This window comes from Streptomyces sp. NPDC097107, assembly GCF_044762405.1.
In the GTDB taxonomy this organism is placed as follows: Bacteria; Actinomycetota; Actinomycetes; order Streptomycetales; family Streptomycetaceae; genus Streptomyces; species Streptomyces thinghirensis.
Map to the genome: position 1 here is coordinate 16,824 of NZ_JBIWEF010000020.1, position 15,311 is coordinate 32,134.

17 protein-coding genes and 1 pseudogene are annotated in these 15,311 nt (G+C 71.2%); 9 read left to right on the forward strand and 9 right to left on the reverse strand.

Annotated elements, in window-relative coordinates; genetic code table 11:
• The first annotated feature begins 38 nt into the window (after nt 1–38).
• Both ACIQ1J_RS33045 and ACIQ1J_RS33050 read left to right on the forward strand, forming a co-directional pair.
• Nucleotides 39–890 (forward strand): hypothetical protein, encoded by an 852-nt coding sequence (locus tag ACIQ1J_RS33045; RefSeq protein ID WP_403562715.1) that lies wholly within the window; start codon nt 39–41, stop codon nt 888–890.
• A gap of 134 nt (nt 891–1,024) precedes the next feature.
• Entirely contained in the window at nt 1,025–2,689 is a 1,665-nt protein-coding gene (locus ACIQ1J_RS33050) for an AAA family ATPase (protein WP_403562717.1), read from the forward strand.
• Here ACIQ1J_RS33050 and ACIQ1J_RS33055 read toward each other — a convergent pair.
• Nucleotides 2,653–3,060 carry an ATP-binding protein gene (locus ACIQ1J_RS33055; RefSeq protein WP_403562718.1) on the reverse strand — a complete coding sequence of 136 codons (408 nt, stop codon included), beginning with the start codon at nt 3,058–3,060 and terminating at the stop codon, nt 2,653–2,655. The two genes, ACIQ1J_RS33050 and ACIQ1J_RS33055, sit on opposite strands and share 37 nt — an antisense overlap.
• The gene (locus ACIQ1J_RS33060; RefSeq protein ID WP_403562720.1) at nt 3,057–3,278 is read right to left on the reverse strand and encodes a hypothetical protein; all 222 of its coding nucleotides are present in this window, start codon (nt 3,276–3,278) and stop codon (nt 3,057–3,059) included. Before ACIQ1J_RS33060 ends, ACIQ1J_RS33055 begins: the two co-directional genes overlap by 4 nt.
• 115 nt (nt 3,279–3,393) lie before the next feature.
• On the opposite strand from ACIQ1J_RS33060, the gene ACIQ1J_RS33065 reads away from it, so the two are divergent.
• Both ACIQ1J_RS33065 and ACIQ1J_RS33070 read left to right on the forward strand, forming a co-directional pair.
• Nucleotides 3,394–4,257 (forward strand): helix-turn-helix domain-containing protein, encoded by an 864-nt coding sequence (locus tag ACIQ1J_RS33065; protein WP_403562722.1) that lies wholly within the window; start codon nt 3,394–3,396, stop codon nt 4,255–4,257.
• Complete coding sequence (locus tag ACIQ1J_RS33070; RefSeq protein ID WP_403562724.1) at nt 4,229–4,525, forward strand: DUF397 domain-containing protein; 297 nt, start codon at nt 4,229–4,231, stop codon at nt 4,523–4,525. The genes ACIQ1J_RS33065 and ACIQ1J_RS33070 overlap by 29 nt, the downstream gene beginning before the upstream one ends.
• A 188-nt stretch (nt 4,526–4,713) precedes the next feature.
• Here ACIQ1J_RS33070 and ACIQ1J_RS33075 read toward each other — a convergent pair whose 3' ends face one another.
• Complete coding sequence (locus ACIQ1J_RS33075; protein WP_403562726.1) at nt 4,714–5,586, reverse strand: helix-turn-helix domain-containing protein; 873 nt, start codon at nt 5,584–5,586, stop codon at nt 4,714–4,716.
• A 171-nt stretch (nt 5,587–5,757) separates the two neighbouring features.
• On the opposite strand from ACIQ1J_RS33075, the gene ACIQ1J_RS33080 reads away from it, so the two are divergent.
• Together ACIQ1J_RS33080 and ACIQ1J_RS33085 are read left to right on the forward strand one after the other, a co-directional pair.
• Entirely contained in the window at nt 5,758–6,798 is a 1,041-nt protein-coding gene (locus ACIQ1J_RS33080; protein ID WP_403562728.1) for an NAD(P)-dependent alcohol dehydrogenase, read from the forward strand.
• Nucleotides 6,799–6,983: 185 nt separating this feature from the next.
• Nucleotides 6,984–7,799: an SDR family oxidoreductase gene (locus ACIQ1J_RS33085; RefSeq protein WP_403562730.1), complete on the forward strand. Its 816-nt coding sequence runs from the start codon at nt 6,984–6,986 to the stop codon at nt 7,797–7,799.
• A gap of 24 nt (nt 7,800–7,823) precedes the next feature.
• Here the strand turns inward: ACIQ1J_RS33085 and ACIQ1J_RS33090 are convergent, their stop codons facing one another.
• Nucleotides 7,824–8,843, reverse strand: coding sequence for an aldo/keto reductase (locus ACIQ1J_RS33090; RefSeq protein ID WP_403562732.1), 1,020 nt, complete (start codon nt 8,841–8,843; stop codon nt 7,824–7,826).
• A gap of 209 nt (nt 8,844–9,052) precedes the next feature.
• Between ACIQ1J_RS33090 and ACIQ1J_RS33095 the strand changes: the two genes are divergently transcribed.
• Entirely contained in the window at nt 9,053–9,652 is a 600-nt protein-coding gene (locus ACIQ1J_RS33095; RefSeq protein WP_403562734.1) for a TetR/AcrR family transcriptional regulator, read from the forward strand.
• A 151-nt stretch (nt 9,653–9,803) separates the two neighbouring features.
• Here ACIQ1J_RS33095 and ACIQ1J_RS33100 read toward each other — a convergent pair.
• Nucleotides 9,804–10,157: pseudogene (locus ACIQ1J_RS33100) on the reverse strand (DUF6247 family protein).
• Between the two features lie 412 nt (nt 10,158–10,569).
• Between ACIQ1J_RS33100 and msrA the strand changes: the two are divergent.
• Nucleotides 10,570–11,082 carry a peptide-methionine (S)-S-oxide reductase MsrA gene (gene msrA / locus ACIQ1J_RS33105; protein ID WP_403562736.1) on the forward strand — a complete coding sequence of 171 codons (513 nt, stop codon included), beginning with the start codon at nt 10,570–10,572 and terminating at the stop codon, nt 11,080–11,082.
• A 63-nt stretch (nt 11,083–11,145) separates the two neighbouring features.
• On the opposite strand, the gene ACIQ1J_RS33110 is transcribed toward msrA, so the two are convergent.
• A complete protein-coding gene (locus tag ACIQ1J_RS33110) occupies nt 11,146–12,264 on the reverse strand; it encodes a hypothetical protein (RefSeq protein ID WP_403562738.1) in 1,119 nt (372 codons plus the stop codon).
• Between the two features lie 97 nt (nt 12,265–12,361).
• On the opposite strand from ACIQ1J_RS33110, the gene ACIQ1J_RS33115 reads away from it, so the two are divergent.
• Entirely contained in the window at nt 12,362–13,516 is a 1,155-nt protein-coding gene (locus ACIQ1J_RS33115) for a cystathionine gamma-synthase (protein ID WP_210957731.1), read from the forward strand.
• Nucleotides 13,517–13,543: 27 nt separating this feature from the next.
• On the opposite strand, the gene ACIQ1J_RS33120 is transcribed toward ACIQ1J_RS33115, so the two are convergent.
• The 3 genes from ACIQ1J_RS33120 to ACIQ1J_RS33130 all read right to left on the reverse strand — a co-directional run bounded on the left by ACIQ1J_RS33120 (nt 13,544) and on the right by ACIQ1J_RS33130 (nt 15,185).
• Nucleotides 13,544–13,801: a hypothetical protein gene (locus ACIQ1J_RS33120; protein WP_210958118.1), complete on the reverse strand. Its 258-nt coding sequence runs from the start codon at nt 13,799–13,801 to the stop codon at nt 13,544–13,546.
• Between the two features lie 238 nt (nt 13,802–14,039).
• Nucleotides 14,040–14,549: a sigma factor-like helix-turn-helix DNA-binding protein gene (locus ACIQ1J_RS33125; RefSeq protein ID WP_403562740.1), complete on the reverse strand. Its 510-nt coding sequence runs from the start codon at nt 14,547–14,549 to the stop codon at nt 14,040–14,042.
• 129 nt (nt 14,550–14,678) lie between these two features.
• The gene (locus tag ACIQ1J_RS33130; protein ID WP_403562815.1) at nt 14,679–15,185 is read right to left on the reverse strand and encodes a MarR family winged helix-turn-helix transcriptional regulator; all 507 of its coding nucleotides are present in this window, start codon (nt 15,183–15,185) and stop codon (nt 14,679–14,681) included.
• Between the last annotated feature and the right edge of the window lie 126 nt (nt 15,186–15,311).

A 15,311-nucleotide genomic window follows, 5' to 3' on the forward strand; every position in this document is an offset into this window, starting at 1 on the left:
AGGTCGCTGTGTCGGACCCGCGTGCAACACTGCGCCGCATGCCTGTCGCTGACCTCACTTTCGAACAGTGGCACTCCCTCGCGCCGTCCGACGCTCGCCGCGTGGCCCTCGACGCCGCCGAGGCGGTGAGCGGCCGAGTGATTGCCGTCGAAACCGTCGAGCATCTCGGGGCCCCGCTGCACCGGGTGCGGGTCGAGCGGGAGGGGCAGGAGTTCGCCCTGATACCCGGAGGCCGGCTGTCCCTCGGCTTCGACCTGGACGCCTGGCAGCCGACGCCCGACCAGGCCGCCGACTACGCCGAGAGCTGGCACGCGGGCTTAGGCTACGCACCCGAACTGCGGACCCACCTCGCGCGAACCCTGAGCCCGCGCCGAAGCGTCGTCCTGCCGACGGCACTGATGGCCGTGGTGGACGAGAACATGGACGCACCCCCTGCCGAGATACCGGCTCTGCTCAACGCACGCGGCCTGCGGATGGCACGCGGCCTGCGGATGGCACGCGGCCTGCGGATGGCACGCGGCCTGCGGATGCCGACCTCCGACGAGTGGGAGCACGCCTGCGGCACGGGGGCGGACACCCTATTCCGGTGGGGGAGCGAATGCCCCCTGGACCGCGTCCCGTACGGCGACCCTGTCGGCCCGCACAATCAGCCGAACGCCTTGGGCCTGCACATCACTTACGACACCTACCGGACGGAGCTCACCACCGACACCACGGCGGTGCACGGCGGAGACGGCGGCGAGTCGGTGTGCGGCGGCTACGGCCACCTGCTGGCATGGCTGCCCCTGGCCACTGCCAACCGTCAACCCGACTTGGCGGACTTCGTGTACGGCCCCGACGGCGAGGATGTCTACGACACCTTCTCCACCCGGCCCGTGCTCGGTCTCTGAGCTCGTGTGCATGGAAGGATGGATCACCGCACCGCTGGATCAGTCGCGTGGCCGTCGTCGAGGGGAGAGACGTGTCGGGAAGTTCCGCGTCCTGGCTTTCCGCCAAGAAGTGCGAAAGGGCATGGGCGGAGGCGATGGCTTGTCTACAACGCGGCCGCAGAGATCAGGCCGCGCAGCAGTTCGACATGGCGGTGCGGCACGATCCGTCCGCCGCCGACGCATGGCTGGGGCTGCACGCCATGGGCTACCGCCAAGCAGAGGCCGTCGACATGATGGCCCGCAACACGGCGGCATTCGGTGCGTTGCGCGGAAAGCTGGGCCTCCCGCTGGAGTCTCGCTTCGACCTCGGTGTCTACGTCACCTTCCGGCTGCGTACACAGCGTGACCTCTGGCTCGCCGTGATGTCTCGGCTCTTGTCCGAGGAGCGACTCGACGAGGCGTGGCAGTCGCTGGGAGTGGCTTACCTGGACTGTGACGAAACCCGTTTCATCTGTACCCGGTATGCCTTCCTGAAGCAGGACTGGCCGCTCGTCCTCTCCTTTTCACGGTCCATCACCGACGGCTTCCTGCGCGACGAGGCGCAGCTCTATGCGGCGCGGGCGCTTGTGGAACGGGGCGTCCACCATGAGGCGCTGAACGTGCTGGCACCGTTACCTCAACGATTCGATGCCGAGAGCAGGTTCGACGGGGAGGTGGCCTATGTGCGCGGCCTCGCCGAGGAAGGGCTTGGACGGGACGAGGACGCGCTGCGCCATTTCCAGTACGCGTACCGGTGCTATCCGGGCCTGCTCGACGTCGCCGACCGCGCGCGAGCCACCGCTGCCGCTCCCGAGCCGGTCACCGTACCGGCCGAACCGTCCACGCCTCCGGCCGGACCTTCCCCCGCCCCCACGGTGCCGCCTGACGGACTGGACGGCTCGCCGACGCGGGAGGAGGTTCTGGCCGATGCCCTCTCGCTGCTGGACGACATGGTGGGACTCGACCCGGTCAAGCGTCAGGTTCGCGCTCTGACCGCTCAACTGCGCATGTCCGCCCTTCGCGCCGAGCAGGGCCTGCCGTCCACCGCGGCCCCACAGCACCTGGTGTTCGCGGGCCCGCCCGGCACGGGCAAGACGACGGTTGCCCGCATCGTCGGAAAGGTCTTCGCCGGTCTGGGTCTCCTGGAAAGGGGACAGATCGTCGAGGCACAGCGTCCCGACCTGGTCGGTCAGCACCTCGGTGAGACAGCCCTCAAGACCAACAAGGTGATCGACTCGGCCCTGGACGGGGTGCTGTTCGTCGATGAGGCCTACGCACTGTGCAACAGCGGGTACAGCGGGGGCGACGCCTTCGGGAACGAGGCACTGCAGGTCCTGCTCAAGCGGGCGGAGGACGATCGGGACAGGCTCGTGGTGGTCCTGGCCGGTTACCCGGACGAGATCGCCGCGCTCTTGGCCACCAACCCCGGTCTCTCCTCCCGGTTCACCAGCCGGGTCGACTTCCCCTCGTACTCCGCCACCGAGTTGGGGCTCATCGCCCAGCGCATCGTGGAGGCGCACGGCGATGTTCTGGACGAGGAGGCGATGCGCGCCCTGGGCGCCGTCTGCGGCAGCGTCGTCGACGACGGGCTGGTCGACCGACTGGGCAACGGCCGCTTCGCCCGCGAGCTCTGCCGGAAGGCGGTCGCGCTGCGGGACCTGCGCCTGTTCGACGCCCACGGCGGTGTCGGCACGCCCTCCCGGGAGGACATCACGACCCTGCGTCTGGCGGACGTCACCGACGCCTACCGCGAGATCCGGGCCGGGGTCGGGGGGGCCTGAACGGCGCCGCGCGGCGGTTCCCCTTCCAGCTCGCACCAGACCGTCTTGCCCTCCGCACGTTGCTCCGCACCCCACCGCACTGCCAACGAGTCGAGGAGGGCGAGGCCGCGTCCGGACTCGGCGGTGGCGGTGACCGGCCGGACGAGGACGGGCAGTGCACGCGGATCGGGGTCGGTGACCTCCACGCGGGTGCGGCCCGAGCCGGTGCGGGTCACTCGGACAGTCACGGGTGTGCCCTCGCCGAGGTGGTCGATGACGTTCGTCAGCAACTCGCTTGCGCAGAGGCGGACGTAGTAGCCGTGGTGGCGCAGGAGGTGCCGCAGTTCGGGTACCGCCTTCGGCGTGGCGAGCACGCTGATCTCGACGGTCACAGCGCAGCCGCCTCGCGGAGTACGGCGGTGAGGGCGCGGGCCGTGGCGGTGTTGCAGTTCCCGAGCGCCACGAGCCCCGCGGGCGGCGTGTACGCCCCGGCGAACGTCGGCAGGTCCACGCTGAGGGACGGAAAGGTGATGCCGTGGAGGGTGAGGGCGGCGCGGAGTTCCTCCACGCAGCGGGGCATGTCGTCTTCCGGGTGAGGGGGCTGGGGCATGAACAGGCACCTTTCCGTGTGCGCTCTGTGATGAACTCCTCACACAGTGGCGTCCGGCGCCCTACCTTGAAAGGGATCTCGCGTCGGCAGCCCGCAGTGCGGAAGGGGTTGTGCCATGGCACAGCGCAAGGACATCGACGGTTCGACCAGCGTCCCGACCTTCTATGGGAAAGAGTTGAGGTGGCAGCGGGAGCGGGTCGGGCTGTCGCTGGAGGCGTTGGTCGAGGGCAGCTTCTACGGCAAGTCGCACCTGAGCGACATCGAACGGGGCGAGCGGCGCATGCCGTTGGACCCGGCCCGGCACGCGGACCAGGTGCTGGGGACGGACGGGTTCTTCGAGCGGCGGTGTGAGGATGTGCGGAAGGCGCGGCGCGGGCCGCACGCCGCGTACTTCGAGAAGGCGCTGGAGGCCGAGCGGCGCGCCGAGTCCATCGAGTTGTGGTCCCCCAGCACGTTCCCCGGGCTGCTCCAGACCGCCCCGTACGCGCGGGCTCTCGTGCGCGCCGCCCACCCGCAGGCCGTTGACGAGTGGGTGGAGGAGAAGGTGCAGGCCCGGTTGGCCCGTGCCCGCCTCTTCGAGGACGACCACGCCACCCCGGAGTACTGGGCGATCCTGCACGAGTCGCTGCTGCTCGATGCGATCGTGCCACCGGGGGAGATGGCCGCGCAGCTCGACCAGGTCGTGGAGTTGGCCGGGCGACACCGGATCACTCCGCAGATCGTGCCGCGGAAGTGCGGGGCGTATCCCCTGATGGCCGCCTCCATCATGGTCATGACCTTTCCGGACGCGCCGCCGCTCGTCTACACCGAGGCGTCCTACAGCGGGGACACCATCGACGATCCGGCCCTCGTGAAGCAGTACCGCAGGGCATACGATCGGCTCAGGGCCGTCGCACTGTCACCGGAGACGTCCCTGGCCAGGATCGAGGCAGCGGCAGGGGATTACCGAAATGGCAAGCAACCGGATCGACTTGAGTGACGCGCTCTGGGCGAAGAGCAGCTACAGCAACGGTGACGGCGGGGAGTGCGTCGAGGTGGCGAGCGACTTCCCCGGCGCCGCGCTCTGGCGCAAGTCGAGCTACAGCAACGGCGACGGCGGCGACTGCGTAGAGGTCGCCGACGGCATCCCCGGGCTCGTCCCCGTCCGTGACTCCAAGGTCTCCGGCGACGGCCCCGTTCTCCTCGTCACCGCCCGCGCCTGGGTGCCCTTCGTCGCGGCGCTGGGCCGGGGCGCGCTCACGGTGTGAGCGAGGCTGATCCCTTGCGCCACGACGCGGGACGCGGCCGGTTGAGGGACTGCTCGGAACCGTGGGTCTTGCCGAAAAACGTGAACACTTGGACGGTTTTTGTCCTCGCGCCGCTCATCCGAGCGCCCAAATGACACTTCCCCCCGATTGTTCACGCTTTCCGGAAAGGTATGCGCCTGCGACCGGTCTCACGTCGGCAGCGAAGCCGCCGCGTCCGCTCCCCAGCTCGCCAGCAGGCGCAGCGCCTCCGCCGACGGCGAGCCCGGCTCCGCGTGGTACGTCACGAAGCACTGCTCCTCGTCGTCGACCAGGCGGAACGTCTCGAAGGACAGGGTGAGGTCACCGACCAGCGGGTGCCGCATCCGCTTGACGCCGTAGGTCTTCTCCTTGACGTCGTGCGTGGCCCACAGGCGCCGGAACTCCTCGCTCTTCACGGACAGCTCGCCGACCAGCGCGGACAGCCGCGGGTCGTCCGGGTGCCGGCCCGCGTCCATGCGCAGGAAGCTGACCATGTCGTGCGCCTTCTGGTCCCAGTCCACGAACAGATCCCGGTAGTCCGGGTTCAGGAAGACCAGCCGCGCCCAGTTCCGCTCCTGGGCCGGTAGCTTGCCCCAGTCGCCGAAGAGGGCCGCCGCCATCCGGTTCCAGGCGAGGATCTCGGAGCGCCGGCCGGTCACGTACGCCGGGACCGTGTCGATCGACTCCAGCAGCTGGAGCAGCGCCACGCGCACCGGCTGCGCCCGTGACGCCGCCGCCCGCCTGCGCTGCTGCTGCGGTTTCGCCAGGTGCGTCAGGTGCGCCTGCTCGGCGTCGGACAGCCTGAGCGCGCGGGCGATCGCGTCGAGGACCTCCGCCGACACGTTCCGTCCGTTGCCCTGCTCCAGGCGCGTGTAGTACGCCACGGACACCCCGGCCAGCTGCGCCAGCTCCTCGCGCCGCAGCCCCGGCACCCGCCGGTGCCGCCCGTACGACGGCAGCCCGACGTCCTCCGGCTTCAGCCGGGCCCGCCGGGTGCGCAGGAACTCGCTCAGTTCGGCACGCCGGTCCAGCTGTCCATCCATGTCCTCCAGTATTGCCGGTCGTATTCCCGGTCGTACGTCCGTGAGCCTGTCCCCGTCAGTGGTACGCACGCTGGTCGTAGGCAAAGCCGTGGTCTGGGTGGACGCCCGCCGGGGCGGCAGGCTGGAGGTATCCCGAAGAAGATCAGTCACGAGGAACCCGGAGAACCCGGCATGACCACTGTCGCCGCATACGCCGCACCCGCCGCCAAGGCTCCGCTGGAGCGGACCACCATCGAGCGGCGCGAGGTGCGCGAGCACGACGTCCTGATCGACATCAAGTTCGCCGGCATCTGCCACTCCGACATCCACCAGGTCCGCGAGGGCTGGGGCGAGGCCATCTTCCCGATGGTCCCCGGCCACGAGATCGCGGGCATCGTCTCCGAGGTCGGCCCCGGCGTCACCAAGTTCGCCGTCGGCGACCGGGTGGGCGTCGGCTGCATGGTCGACTCCTGCCGAGAGTGCGAGAACTGCGAGGCCGGCCTGGAGCAGTACTGCACCGGCGGCAACGTGATGACCTACAACGGCGTCGGCAAGGACGGCGAGCCGACCTACGGCGGCTACTCCGAGAAGGTCGTCGTCGACGAGAACTTCGTCCTCGGCATCCCCGAGGGCATCGCGCTGGACGAGGCCGCGCCGCTGCTGTGCGCCGGCATCACCACGTACTCCCCGCTCCGGCGCTGGAACGCCGGCCCCGGCAAGAAGGTCGCCGTCGTCGGCATGGGCGGCCTCGGCCACATGGCCGTCAAGCTCGCGCACGCCCTGGGCGCCGAGGTGACGGTGCTGTCGCAGTCCCTGCGCAAGAAGGACGACGGCCTGAAGCTGGGCGCCGACCACTACTACGCGACCAGCGACCCGGCCACCTTCGAGGAGCTGGCCGGCACCTTCGACCTGATCGTCTCGACGGTCTCCGCCCCGCTCGACCTCGGCGCCTACCTGGGGCTGCTGAAGACGGAGGGTGCTCTGGCCAACGTCGGTGCCCCCGAGGAGCCGGTCTCCCTCAACCTGTTCGCGCTGCTCGGCGGCGGCAAGACCCTCGCCGGGTCCATGATCGGCGGCATCCGGGAGACCCAGGAGATGCTGGACTTCTGCGCCGAGCACGGCATCGGCGCCGAGATCGAGCTGATCGCCGCCTCCGAGGTCAACGAGGCGTACGAGCGGGTCCTGGCGAGCGACGTGCGGTACCGCTTCGTGATCGACACGGCGACGATCTGACGAGCCGGAAACATCCTCGGAGATTCCCTCGGAGGATTTCCTTGGGGATTTTTCCCGGCCCTGTCACACGGCCGCGCCGCCCCGGGTCATACCGCCGTGGACACACACGGCGGGCGCCCGGACAGGGCAGGAACCAGACAGCTGTCGACCTGTCCGTCCGGGCGCCAGGACCCTCGGGAGCAGTCATGACGTACCCCTCGTCCCCCACCACCCCTCTCCTGGTCACCGGCGGCACGGGCACCCTCGGCGGCCACGTCGTCCCGCTGCTGCGGGCGGCGGGCCACGAGGTACGGATCCTCACCCGGCGCCCCCGCCCGGCCGAGGACGGCGTCACCTACGTCACCGGTGACCTCCTTACCGGCGAGGGCGTCGAGGCCGCGGTCGACGGCGTGCACACCGTCCTGCACCTGGCGGGCGGCCCGAAGGGCGACGACGAGGCGACCCGCACGCTGGTGCGCGCCGCCTCGCACGCGGATGTACGGCACCTCGTCCACATCTCGGTCGTGGGCGCGGACAGCGTGCCGCTGGCGTGGCTGCGCACCAAGCTGGACTCGGAGCGGGCGATCGCCGACTCGGGCATCGGGTGGACGGTGCTGCGGGCGGCCCAGTTCCACGAGCTGACCCTGACGGTGATCGAGAAGATGACCAAGCTGCCGGTCCTGCCCGTCCCGGGCGGCCTGCGCCTCCAGCCGGTCGACTCCCGCGAGGTCGCCGCCCGCCTGGCCGAACTGGCCCTCGCGGCACCCGCCGGCCGGGTCCCCGACATGACCGGCCCCGAGGTCCACGACCTGGCCGCCCTGGCCCGCCCGTACCTCGCCCTGCACGCCCGGCGCCGCCGCCCGGCGCTGCCGGTACGCATCCCCGGCAAGGCGGGCCGCGCCTACCGCGCGGGGGCGAACCTCACGCTGGAGGGGGCGCGGGTGGGCCGGCGGACGTGGCAGGAGTTCCTCACGGAGCGGGCGGGACGCGGGACGGTGACGGCTGACGCGCGCCCCTCTTGAGTCCGGCGCCGGGCGGCGCGCTCGTCAGCGGCGCCGCAGCGACGCGTCCAGCAGCGCGGGCGGAGTGTCGGACTTCTCATGCGCCGCCAGGTCGGTCCCGGGGGCCACGATCGCGTCGACGGCGTCGAGGACATCGGCGGAGAGCACGGTGTCGGCGGCGGCGAGCTGCGAGCGCAGGTGGTCCAGGGTGCGGGGGCCGATGAGCGCGCTGGTCACGGCGGGGTGCGCGGTCACGAAGCCGAGCGCGAGCTGGACCATGGTCAGGCCGGCCTCGTCGGCGACCGCGGCCAGCCGCTCGACGGCGTCGAGCCTGGCCCGGTTGGCCGGCAGCGAGGTGTCGAAACGCTCCGGCATGAACGCCGACCGGTGGGTGGCGATCTCCCGGCCCGCCCGCACCGCCCCTGACAGCCATCCCGACGCCAGCGGGCTCCACACCAGCACACCGAGCCCGTACTCCTCGGCCACGGGCAGCACGTGGCTCTCGATTCCGCGCTGCAGGACGGAGTAGCTGGGCTGCTCGGTGACGTACCGGCTCAGGCGGTGCTCGCGGGCGGCCCACTGGGCCTGGACGATGCGGTAGGCGGGGAAGGTCGAGGAGCCGAAGTAGCGGATCTTTCCCGCGCGCTGGAGGTCGGTCAGGGCCGACAGGGTCTCCTCGTCGCTGGTGGCCGGGTCCCACCGGTGGATCTGGTAGAGGTCGACGTGGTCGACACCGAGGCGGCGCAGGCTGTTGTCCAGCTCGGTGACCAGCCAGCGGCGCGAGGCGCCCCGGTGGTTGCGCTCCTCGCCCATGGGCATGCTCGCCTTCGTGGCCAGCACGATGTCGTCGCGGCGGCCGGCGATGGCCTTGCCGACCATCTCCTCCGACTCGCCCTGGCCGTACATGTCGGCGGTGTCGATGACGTTGACCCCGCCCTCCAGGGCGGCGTCGACGATGGCGGTGGCCTCGTCCTGGGTGGTGCGCCCGATGCTGCCGAAGTTCATGGCGCCGAGCGCGAGCGAGCTGACCTGGACGCCGGTGCGGCCCAAGGTGCGGTATTGCATGAGGTGTTCCTTCGTTACAGGAGGAGTAGGTGAGGCGAAGCAATTGGGGTGCCGTGCGTGCATGACAAGCCCATGCCAAGTTGGACGAGGCGAGGCGGACTCGGTGGCGACTCCCGCTCTGGCATCATGACGGAGAGGTGGAACGCTGTCCCGTTTAACAATACGGAACGGTGTCCCGTTTAACAATCCCGGATGGCGGAGGAAACGACGTGGTGCACGAACAGGACGGCGACGAGGGCACGGGTCAGGCGGCCCGGCCCAAACGGGCGGACGCCCGGCGCAACCAGAAAACCCTGCTCGACGCGGCCGCCGCGGTCTTCGTCGAGTCGGGCGTGGAGGCGCCGGTACGTGACATCGCGGCCAGGGCCGACGTCGGAACGGCCACGATCTACCGCCACTTCCCGACGCGGGCGGACCTCATCATCGGCGTCTACCGGCACCAGGTGGAGGCCTGCGCCGAGGCCGGCCCGGCCCTGCTGGCGAGCAGCCCGACCCCGTACGCCGCACTCGAGCGGTGGATCGACCTCTTCGTCGACTTCCTGGTCACCAAACACGGACTCGCCGCCGTACTGCAGTCGGACAACGCCGGCTTCGAGACGCTGCACGCGTACTTCCTCGACCGCCTCGTGCCCGTGTGCACCCGCCTCCTCGACGCCGCGACCGCCTCCGGGGAAATCCGGTCCGACCTCTCCGCCCTGGAACTCATGCGCGGCGTCGGCAACCTCTGCATCGGCGCGGAGAACGACCCGCGCTACGACGCCCGACGCCTGGTCGCCCACCTCATCGGGGGGCTGCGCCGACCGGACTGACCCTCCTTCCGCCGGAGGGCGAACGGAGATTGGGACTTCGTCCTGGGCGGCAAGGGTTACACGGTAGGCGTGGAGCGGGTCGTGCGGGACTTCGGCATCGAGGTCGAGTAGACGGGGGAGGGAGCCGCGTACTCCCATCGCCAGTCCACGGTCACCGGGAGGGAAGTCCGACGGCGGCGTGGGCCTGGTCGAGGATCCGACCGATCTTGGAGGCAGCCTGTCACGCCTGGGTGGCATCACCGGACTCGGCGCTCTCCTCCCAGCTCCGGAAGTCTGCTGCCAGGTCGGGCTGACGCTGGATGTGGACGTAGACGGCCCACTGGGCGACGAACCGTTGCAGGGGAGCCAGATCCGAACCCTGCCGGGACTGGTCTGCCGCCTGATCCAGCTCGCGCGTGAACGCCGGTAGCGCGGCCGGCTCGATCTGCCTGACGGCCTGGCGCAGCGCGGCGACCGTGGCGGGTGGCTGGGGGATGAGCGGCTGCCCGGCAGCGAAGGTGGTCATTGCTACTCCCATGGGCGCGATGCTGGTCCCACGCCTCGGAGTATCGGGCGGGAGCGCTGCCCCACCGCTCGAACGGGTGAGGCAGAACCGATTCGCCCGTCTGTACCCATCGGCCTGCTGGACCCCGTGGCCATGGGGCGGCCTACGCGTCCATGGCCTCGTGCACAGGAGCGGGCCTCCGTCCGGCGTGACCCGATTCGTGTGTCCCGAACGGGTCACCCGTGTCTCCGTCCCGCCCATCCCAGAGCCCCGTACCAGCGCGGGAAGGGGCGGCAGGTGGCCGCAGGATCGCCCTGGGCGGGCACGGAATCGCTCGGAACTCTCGCGCGTTGACGAGGGCGGGCGTGAGATGTCGGTGGCGTGCGAGCCGAGCAGCCCGAGTGATCCAGGCAACAGATATTGGAGGGCCGCAATGGCTGCGCAGACGCAGAGGGCCGTGCTCGCGGGTGGGTGCTTCTGGGGGATGGAGGAGCTGATCCGCCGGCTGCCGGGAGTGACGGCGACCCGGGTGGGATACACCGGGGGAGACCTGCCGAACGCGACGTATCGCAACCACGGCACGCACGCGGAGGCCATCGAGATCCTCTTCGACCCCGGGAAGACCGACTTCCGCGCGCTGCTGGAGTTCTTCTTCCAGATCCACGACCCGAGCACCAAGAACCGCCAGGGCAACGACATCGGCCTCAGCTACCGCTCGGCGATCTACTACGTGGACGACGAGCAGAAGCGGATCGCCGAGGACACGATCGCGGACGTGGACGCCTCCGGGCTGTGGCCGGGCAAGGTCGTCACCGAGGTGGAGCCGGTCGGCCCCTTCTGGGAGGCCGAGCCCGAGCATCAGGACTACCTGCAGCGTTACCCGGAGGGCTACACCTGCCACTTCCCGCGCCCGGGGTGGCGGCTGCCCGCACGCACCGAGGGCTGACTCGTACCCGTACCGGGAGGCGGCCCGGTCGGCGTTTGTGCCGGGCCGCCTGTCGCGGAACCGTCAGTGGGGGAGCGTCGCCGGGCTGCCGCCGTTCGCCTCGTAGCCCGCGACCGCCAGCGCGCGGTAGACCGCGAACTCCGCCGCCGGGTCGGGGGAGAGGGTCCAGGGCAGGGCGCCGACGTGGCCGTCGATGAGTATCAGCTGGTTCATCGCCTCGGCCCAGCGCTCGCCGCGGACCAGGAAGAAGACCAGCAGATGGCGGACGTGCGCCTGCATCGGGTCGCCCGGGCGGGCCGCGTGGACCGCGTGCAGGGCGCCGTGGACCGCCTTGGTCACGACCTCGCTCTGGTAGAAGCCTCTGACCAGGTTGACCTCGGGGAGATGCTCGAACACCGCGAAGAGCGGCATCGCCGCCAGCAGCGACCCCCTCGGGGCGCGCGCCGCCGCCGCCTCCGCGAAGGAGTACGCCAGGTCGCGGGAGCCGTGCCATTTCTCGCACCAGTAGTGCAGGGCGGCCAGGTGCGCGCCCATGTGGTCCGGGGCACGGTCGAGGATCTTCAGCCAGAGCTGCTCGAAGTCCGCGCGCGGGTAGGCGAGCCCACGGGCGACCGAGAGCTCGACGATGTACGGGATCGGGTCACCGGGAGCGAGCAGCGCCGCCTCACCGCAGGCCGCCTTCGCCTCCTCCATGATGATCCGGAAGTCGTCCGTGCCCGGCGCCGCCGTCCGCCACGCCTGCTGCACCAGGAACTCGGCGTGCACCGCCGCGCCGCCCGCGTCCTTGGGGGCCTCGGCCCGCCACACCCGCAGCCACTGCCCGCCCGGCGTCTCGCCGACACCACCGGGCCGCTGCCGCAGCTCCAGCGACGCGGCGCCCGCGAAGGCCTGCACCCGCTGCCAGCGCCGCTCACCCTCCGCCTCCGTACCGGCGAGGAGCTGCTGCGCACCCCGGTAGTCCTGCGTGCGCTGCACCAGGTCCAGCACGTCCAGCAGGTCCTGGTCGGGGCCGGGCATGCGGATGTCCAGCTCCTCCTCGCGCGCGAAGCCGTAGTTCGCGGGGTCCGCCGCGTCCGGGTGGCCGGCGGGTACCAGACCGACCGCGCTCCGCCGGCGCCGCAGAATGGGGAGCAGCACCACAGCCAGCATGGCCAGTGCCATCAGGACCCAGAGAATCTCCATGTCTCAAGCGAACCAGACTGCGCCGACAATTGGCCAACCTGTCCCCCCGCCCTGTGGAAAACGCGCGGAGTCGTCCGCGCCGCTACCCTCGGTGCCCATGAGCGACAGGCACATCAGTCAGCACTTCGAGACGCTCGCGATTCACGCGGGCAACACCGCCGATCCCCAGACGGGCGCGGTCGTCCCGCCGATCTACCAGGTGTCGACCTACAAGCAGGACGGCGTCGGCGGGCTGCGCGGCGGATACGAGTACAGCCGCAGCGCGAACCCGACCCGTACGGCCCTGGAGGAGAACCTCGCCGCCCTGGAGGGCGGCCGTCGCGGCCTCGCGTTCGCGTCCGGACTGGCGGCCGAGGACTGCCTGTTGCGTACGCTGCTGCGTCCCGGCGACCACGTGGTGATCCCCAACGACGCGTACGGCGGGACCTTCCGGCTCTTCGCCAAGGTCGCCACCCGGTGGGGTGTGGAATGGTCCGTGGCCGACTCGAGCGACCCCGCCGCCGTGCGGGCCGCGCTGACGCCGAAGACCAAGGCCGTCTGGGTGGAGACGCCCTCCAACCCGCTGCTCGGCATCACCGACATCGCCGCCGTGGCCCAGGTCGCCCGGGACGCCGGCGCCCGGCTCGTCGTCGACAACACCTTCGCCACGCCCTACCTCCAGCAGCCGCTGGCGCTCGGTGCGGACGTCGTCGTGCACTCCCTGACCAAGTACATGGGCGGCCACTCGGACGTCGTCGGCGGCGCGCTGATCGTGGGTGACCGGGAGCTGGGGGAGGAGCTGGCGTTCCACCAGAACGCGATGGGCGCCATCGCCGGTCCCTTCGACTCCTGGCTGGTGCTGCGCGGCACCAAGACGCTGGCGGTGCGCATGGACCGGCACAGCGAGAACGCCACCAAGGTCGCCGAGATGCTCTCCCGGCACGCGCGCGTGACGAGCGTCCTGTACCCGGGGCTGCCGGAGCACCCCGGGCACGAGGTCGCCGCCAAGCAGATGAAGGCGTTCGGCGGCATGGTGTCGTTCCGCGTCGAGGGCGGCGAGGAGGCGGCGGTCGAGCTCTGCAACCGCGCGAAGGTGTTCACGCTGGGTGAGTCCCTGGGCGGTGTGGAGTCGCTGATCGAGCACCCCGGCCGGATGACGCACGCGTCCGCCGCCGGTTCGGCCCTTGAGGTGCCCGCCGACCTGGTGCGTCTGTCGGTCGGTATCGAGAACGTCGACGACCTGCTCGCGGACCTCCAGCAGGCCCTCGGCTAGTCCGACAGTCCGACGAGCAGGGCGGGTTCACCAGCCCTCCCAGCCCGTCACGGGTGGGGTCGTCTCCGACGGCGGCTCCACCCAGGGCTGGACGGTCAGCGCCCACACCGTGAACGCCACGGCGGCGGCGCACAGCACCAGCCACATCAGGCGGCGGGCGGCGGTCCTGCGCCGCAGCATGCGGCCGCCGCGGCGCACCGCCTCCGCGTACAGCTCGGGCGGTACCCGGGGCGGCGACTGCTCCATGATCCGCCGTGCGGCGGCCTCTCGCTGGGGGCGGTTCACCAGCGCCTCCCGATCATCCAGGCGCGGCTCCCGGTCCTCCACGCGCGCGTGCCCGTGCTCCACACGGGTGCGCTCGTGCTGCTCTCGGGTGCGCTCGTGCTGCGCGCGGGTGGGCTGGTGTTCCATGCGCGCGTGCTCGTGCTGCGCGCGGGTGGGCTGGTGCTGCGCGCGGGTGGGCTCGTGCTCCACGCGCGCGTGCCCGCCGCCCCGGCGGCCGTCGTATCGAGTGCCGCGCCCTTCACGGCGTCGCCGCCTTCGCTTCAGCCGCCACCGGGCGGGCCGGCTGCGCGGGCGGGTGCAGCAGGGTGGCCGTCGCACGGTCGCAGACCGTCCGTACGCGTTCCGCGGGCAGGCCCAGCAGGGCGGCCGCCTGTTCCTCGGCGACGCCCTCGTAGAGTCTGAGCACCAGGATCAGGCGTTCCCGCGGGGTGAGCCCGCGCAGAGGGCCCGCGGCGTGCCGGCGGGCCCGGCCGATGCCGCCGCCGTACCGGTGCCAGGACTCGCGGGCGAAGCGGGCGGCCAGGTACTGGCGGGCCCGGTCGTACGGGTCCTCCCCGTGCAGTCGGTCCCAGCACGCGAACGTGTGGGCGAGGGACACGGCCAGCAGGCGCCGCGCGCGCGGATTGTCGCCCGGTGGCTCGGCCGTGAGCAGGGTGGCGGTATGCAGCAGCCGCCCTGCCGCGCCCGCGACGAACGCCTCGAACTCCCGGGCCCGGCGGGCACTGTGGAATGCCTGCCGTTCTCGCACCGCGCCTCCCGCCCAGAGGGCGACGACCCCTGAGTCCCGTAGACGACCCCTGGGTCTCATATCAGGCCAGGGGCGGCCCGCCGGTCAAGAGTTCGGTACGAACCGCCGCGGAAAGGCGTGGAGGGTGGCTCAGGAGGCCGACGACGACTCCGGGCCCGCCACGCCCGGCGGGGCCATACGGGCGGACAGGGCGCCGTTGAAGCGCGCGAGGAGCGCGCAGAACGCCTCACGCTCCTCCGGCGCCCAGTCGTTGGTCAGTTCGGCCATGAGCTGGCGCCGGGAGGACCGGACCTCTTCCAGCCGCGACACGCCGCGCGGGGACAGCTGGAGCACGACCGCGCGTCCGTCCTCGGGGTGCGAGGTCCGCTTGACGAGTCCGGTGTCGACGAGCGGTGCCACCTGCCGGGTGACCGTCGAGGAGTCGATTCCCATACTCGCGGCGAGCGCCTTGACGCCCATCGGGCCCTCTTTGTCGAGGCGGTTGAGCAGCAGGTATGCGGCGCGATCCATGGAGTTGCGCACCTGCCCGACCCCGCCGAGCCGGGTCTGTTCGGCACGACGGGCGAAGAGTGCCACCTCGTGCTGGAGCGTCTCGAGAAGACCGGTGTCACCGGCGGTCGTCATGTCCATCGACATTTCAGGTGTTGTGGGCATGGCCGGGGGCTCACTTCGTGGAGGGCTGCTAATTGGGGGACAGGGTACGCGGCCGGGCGGCGAGGCGTACCGGCGCTGCGCAAAGCGGGTCTCGGAGGTTGGTCACAA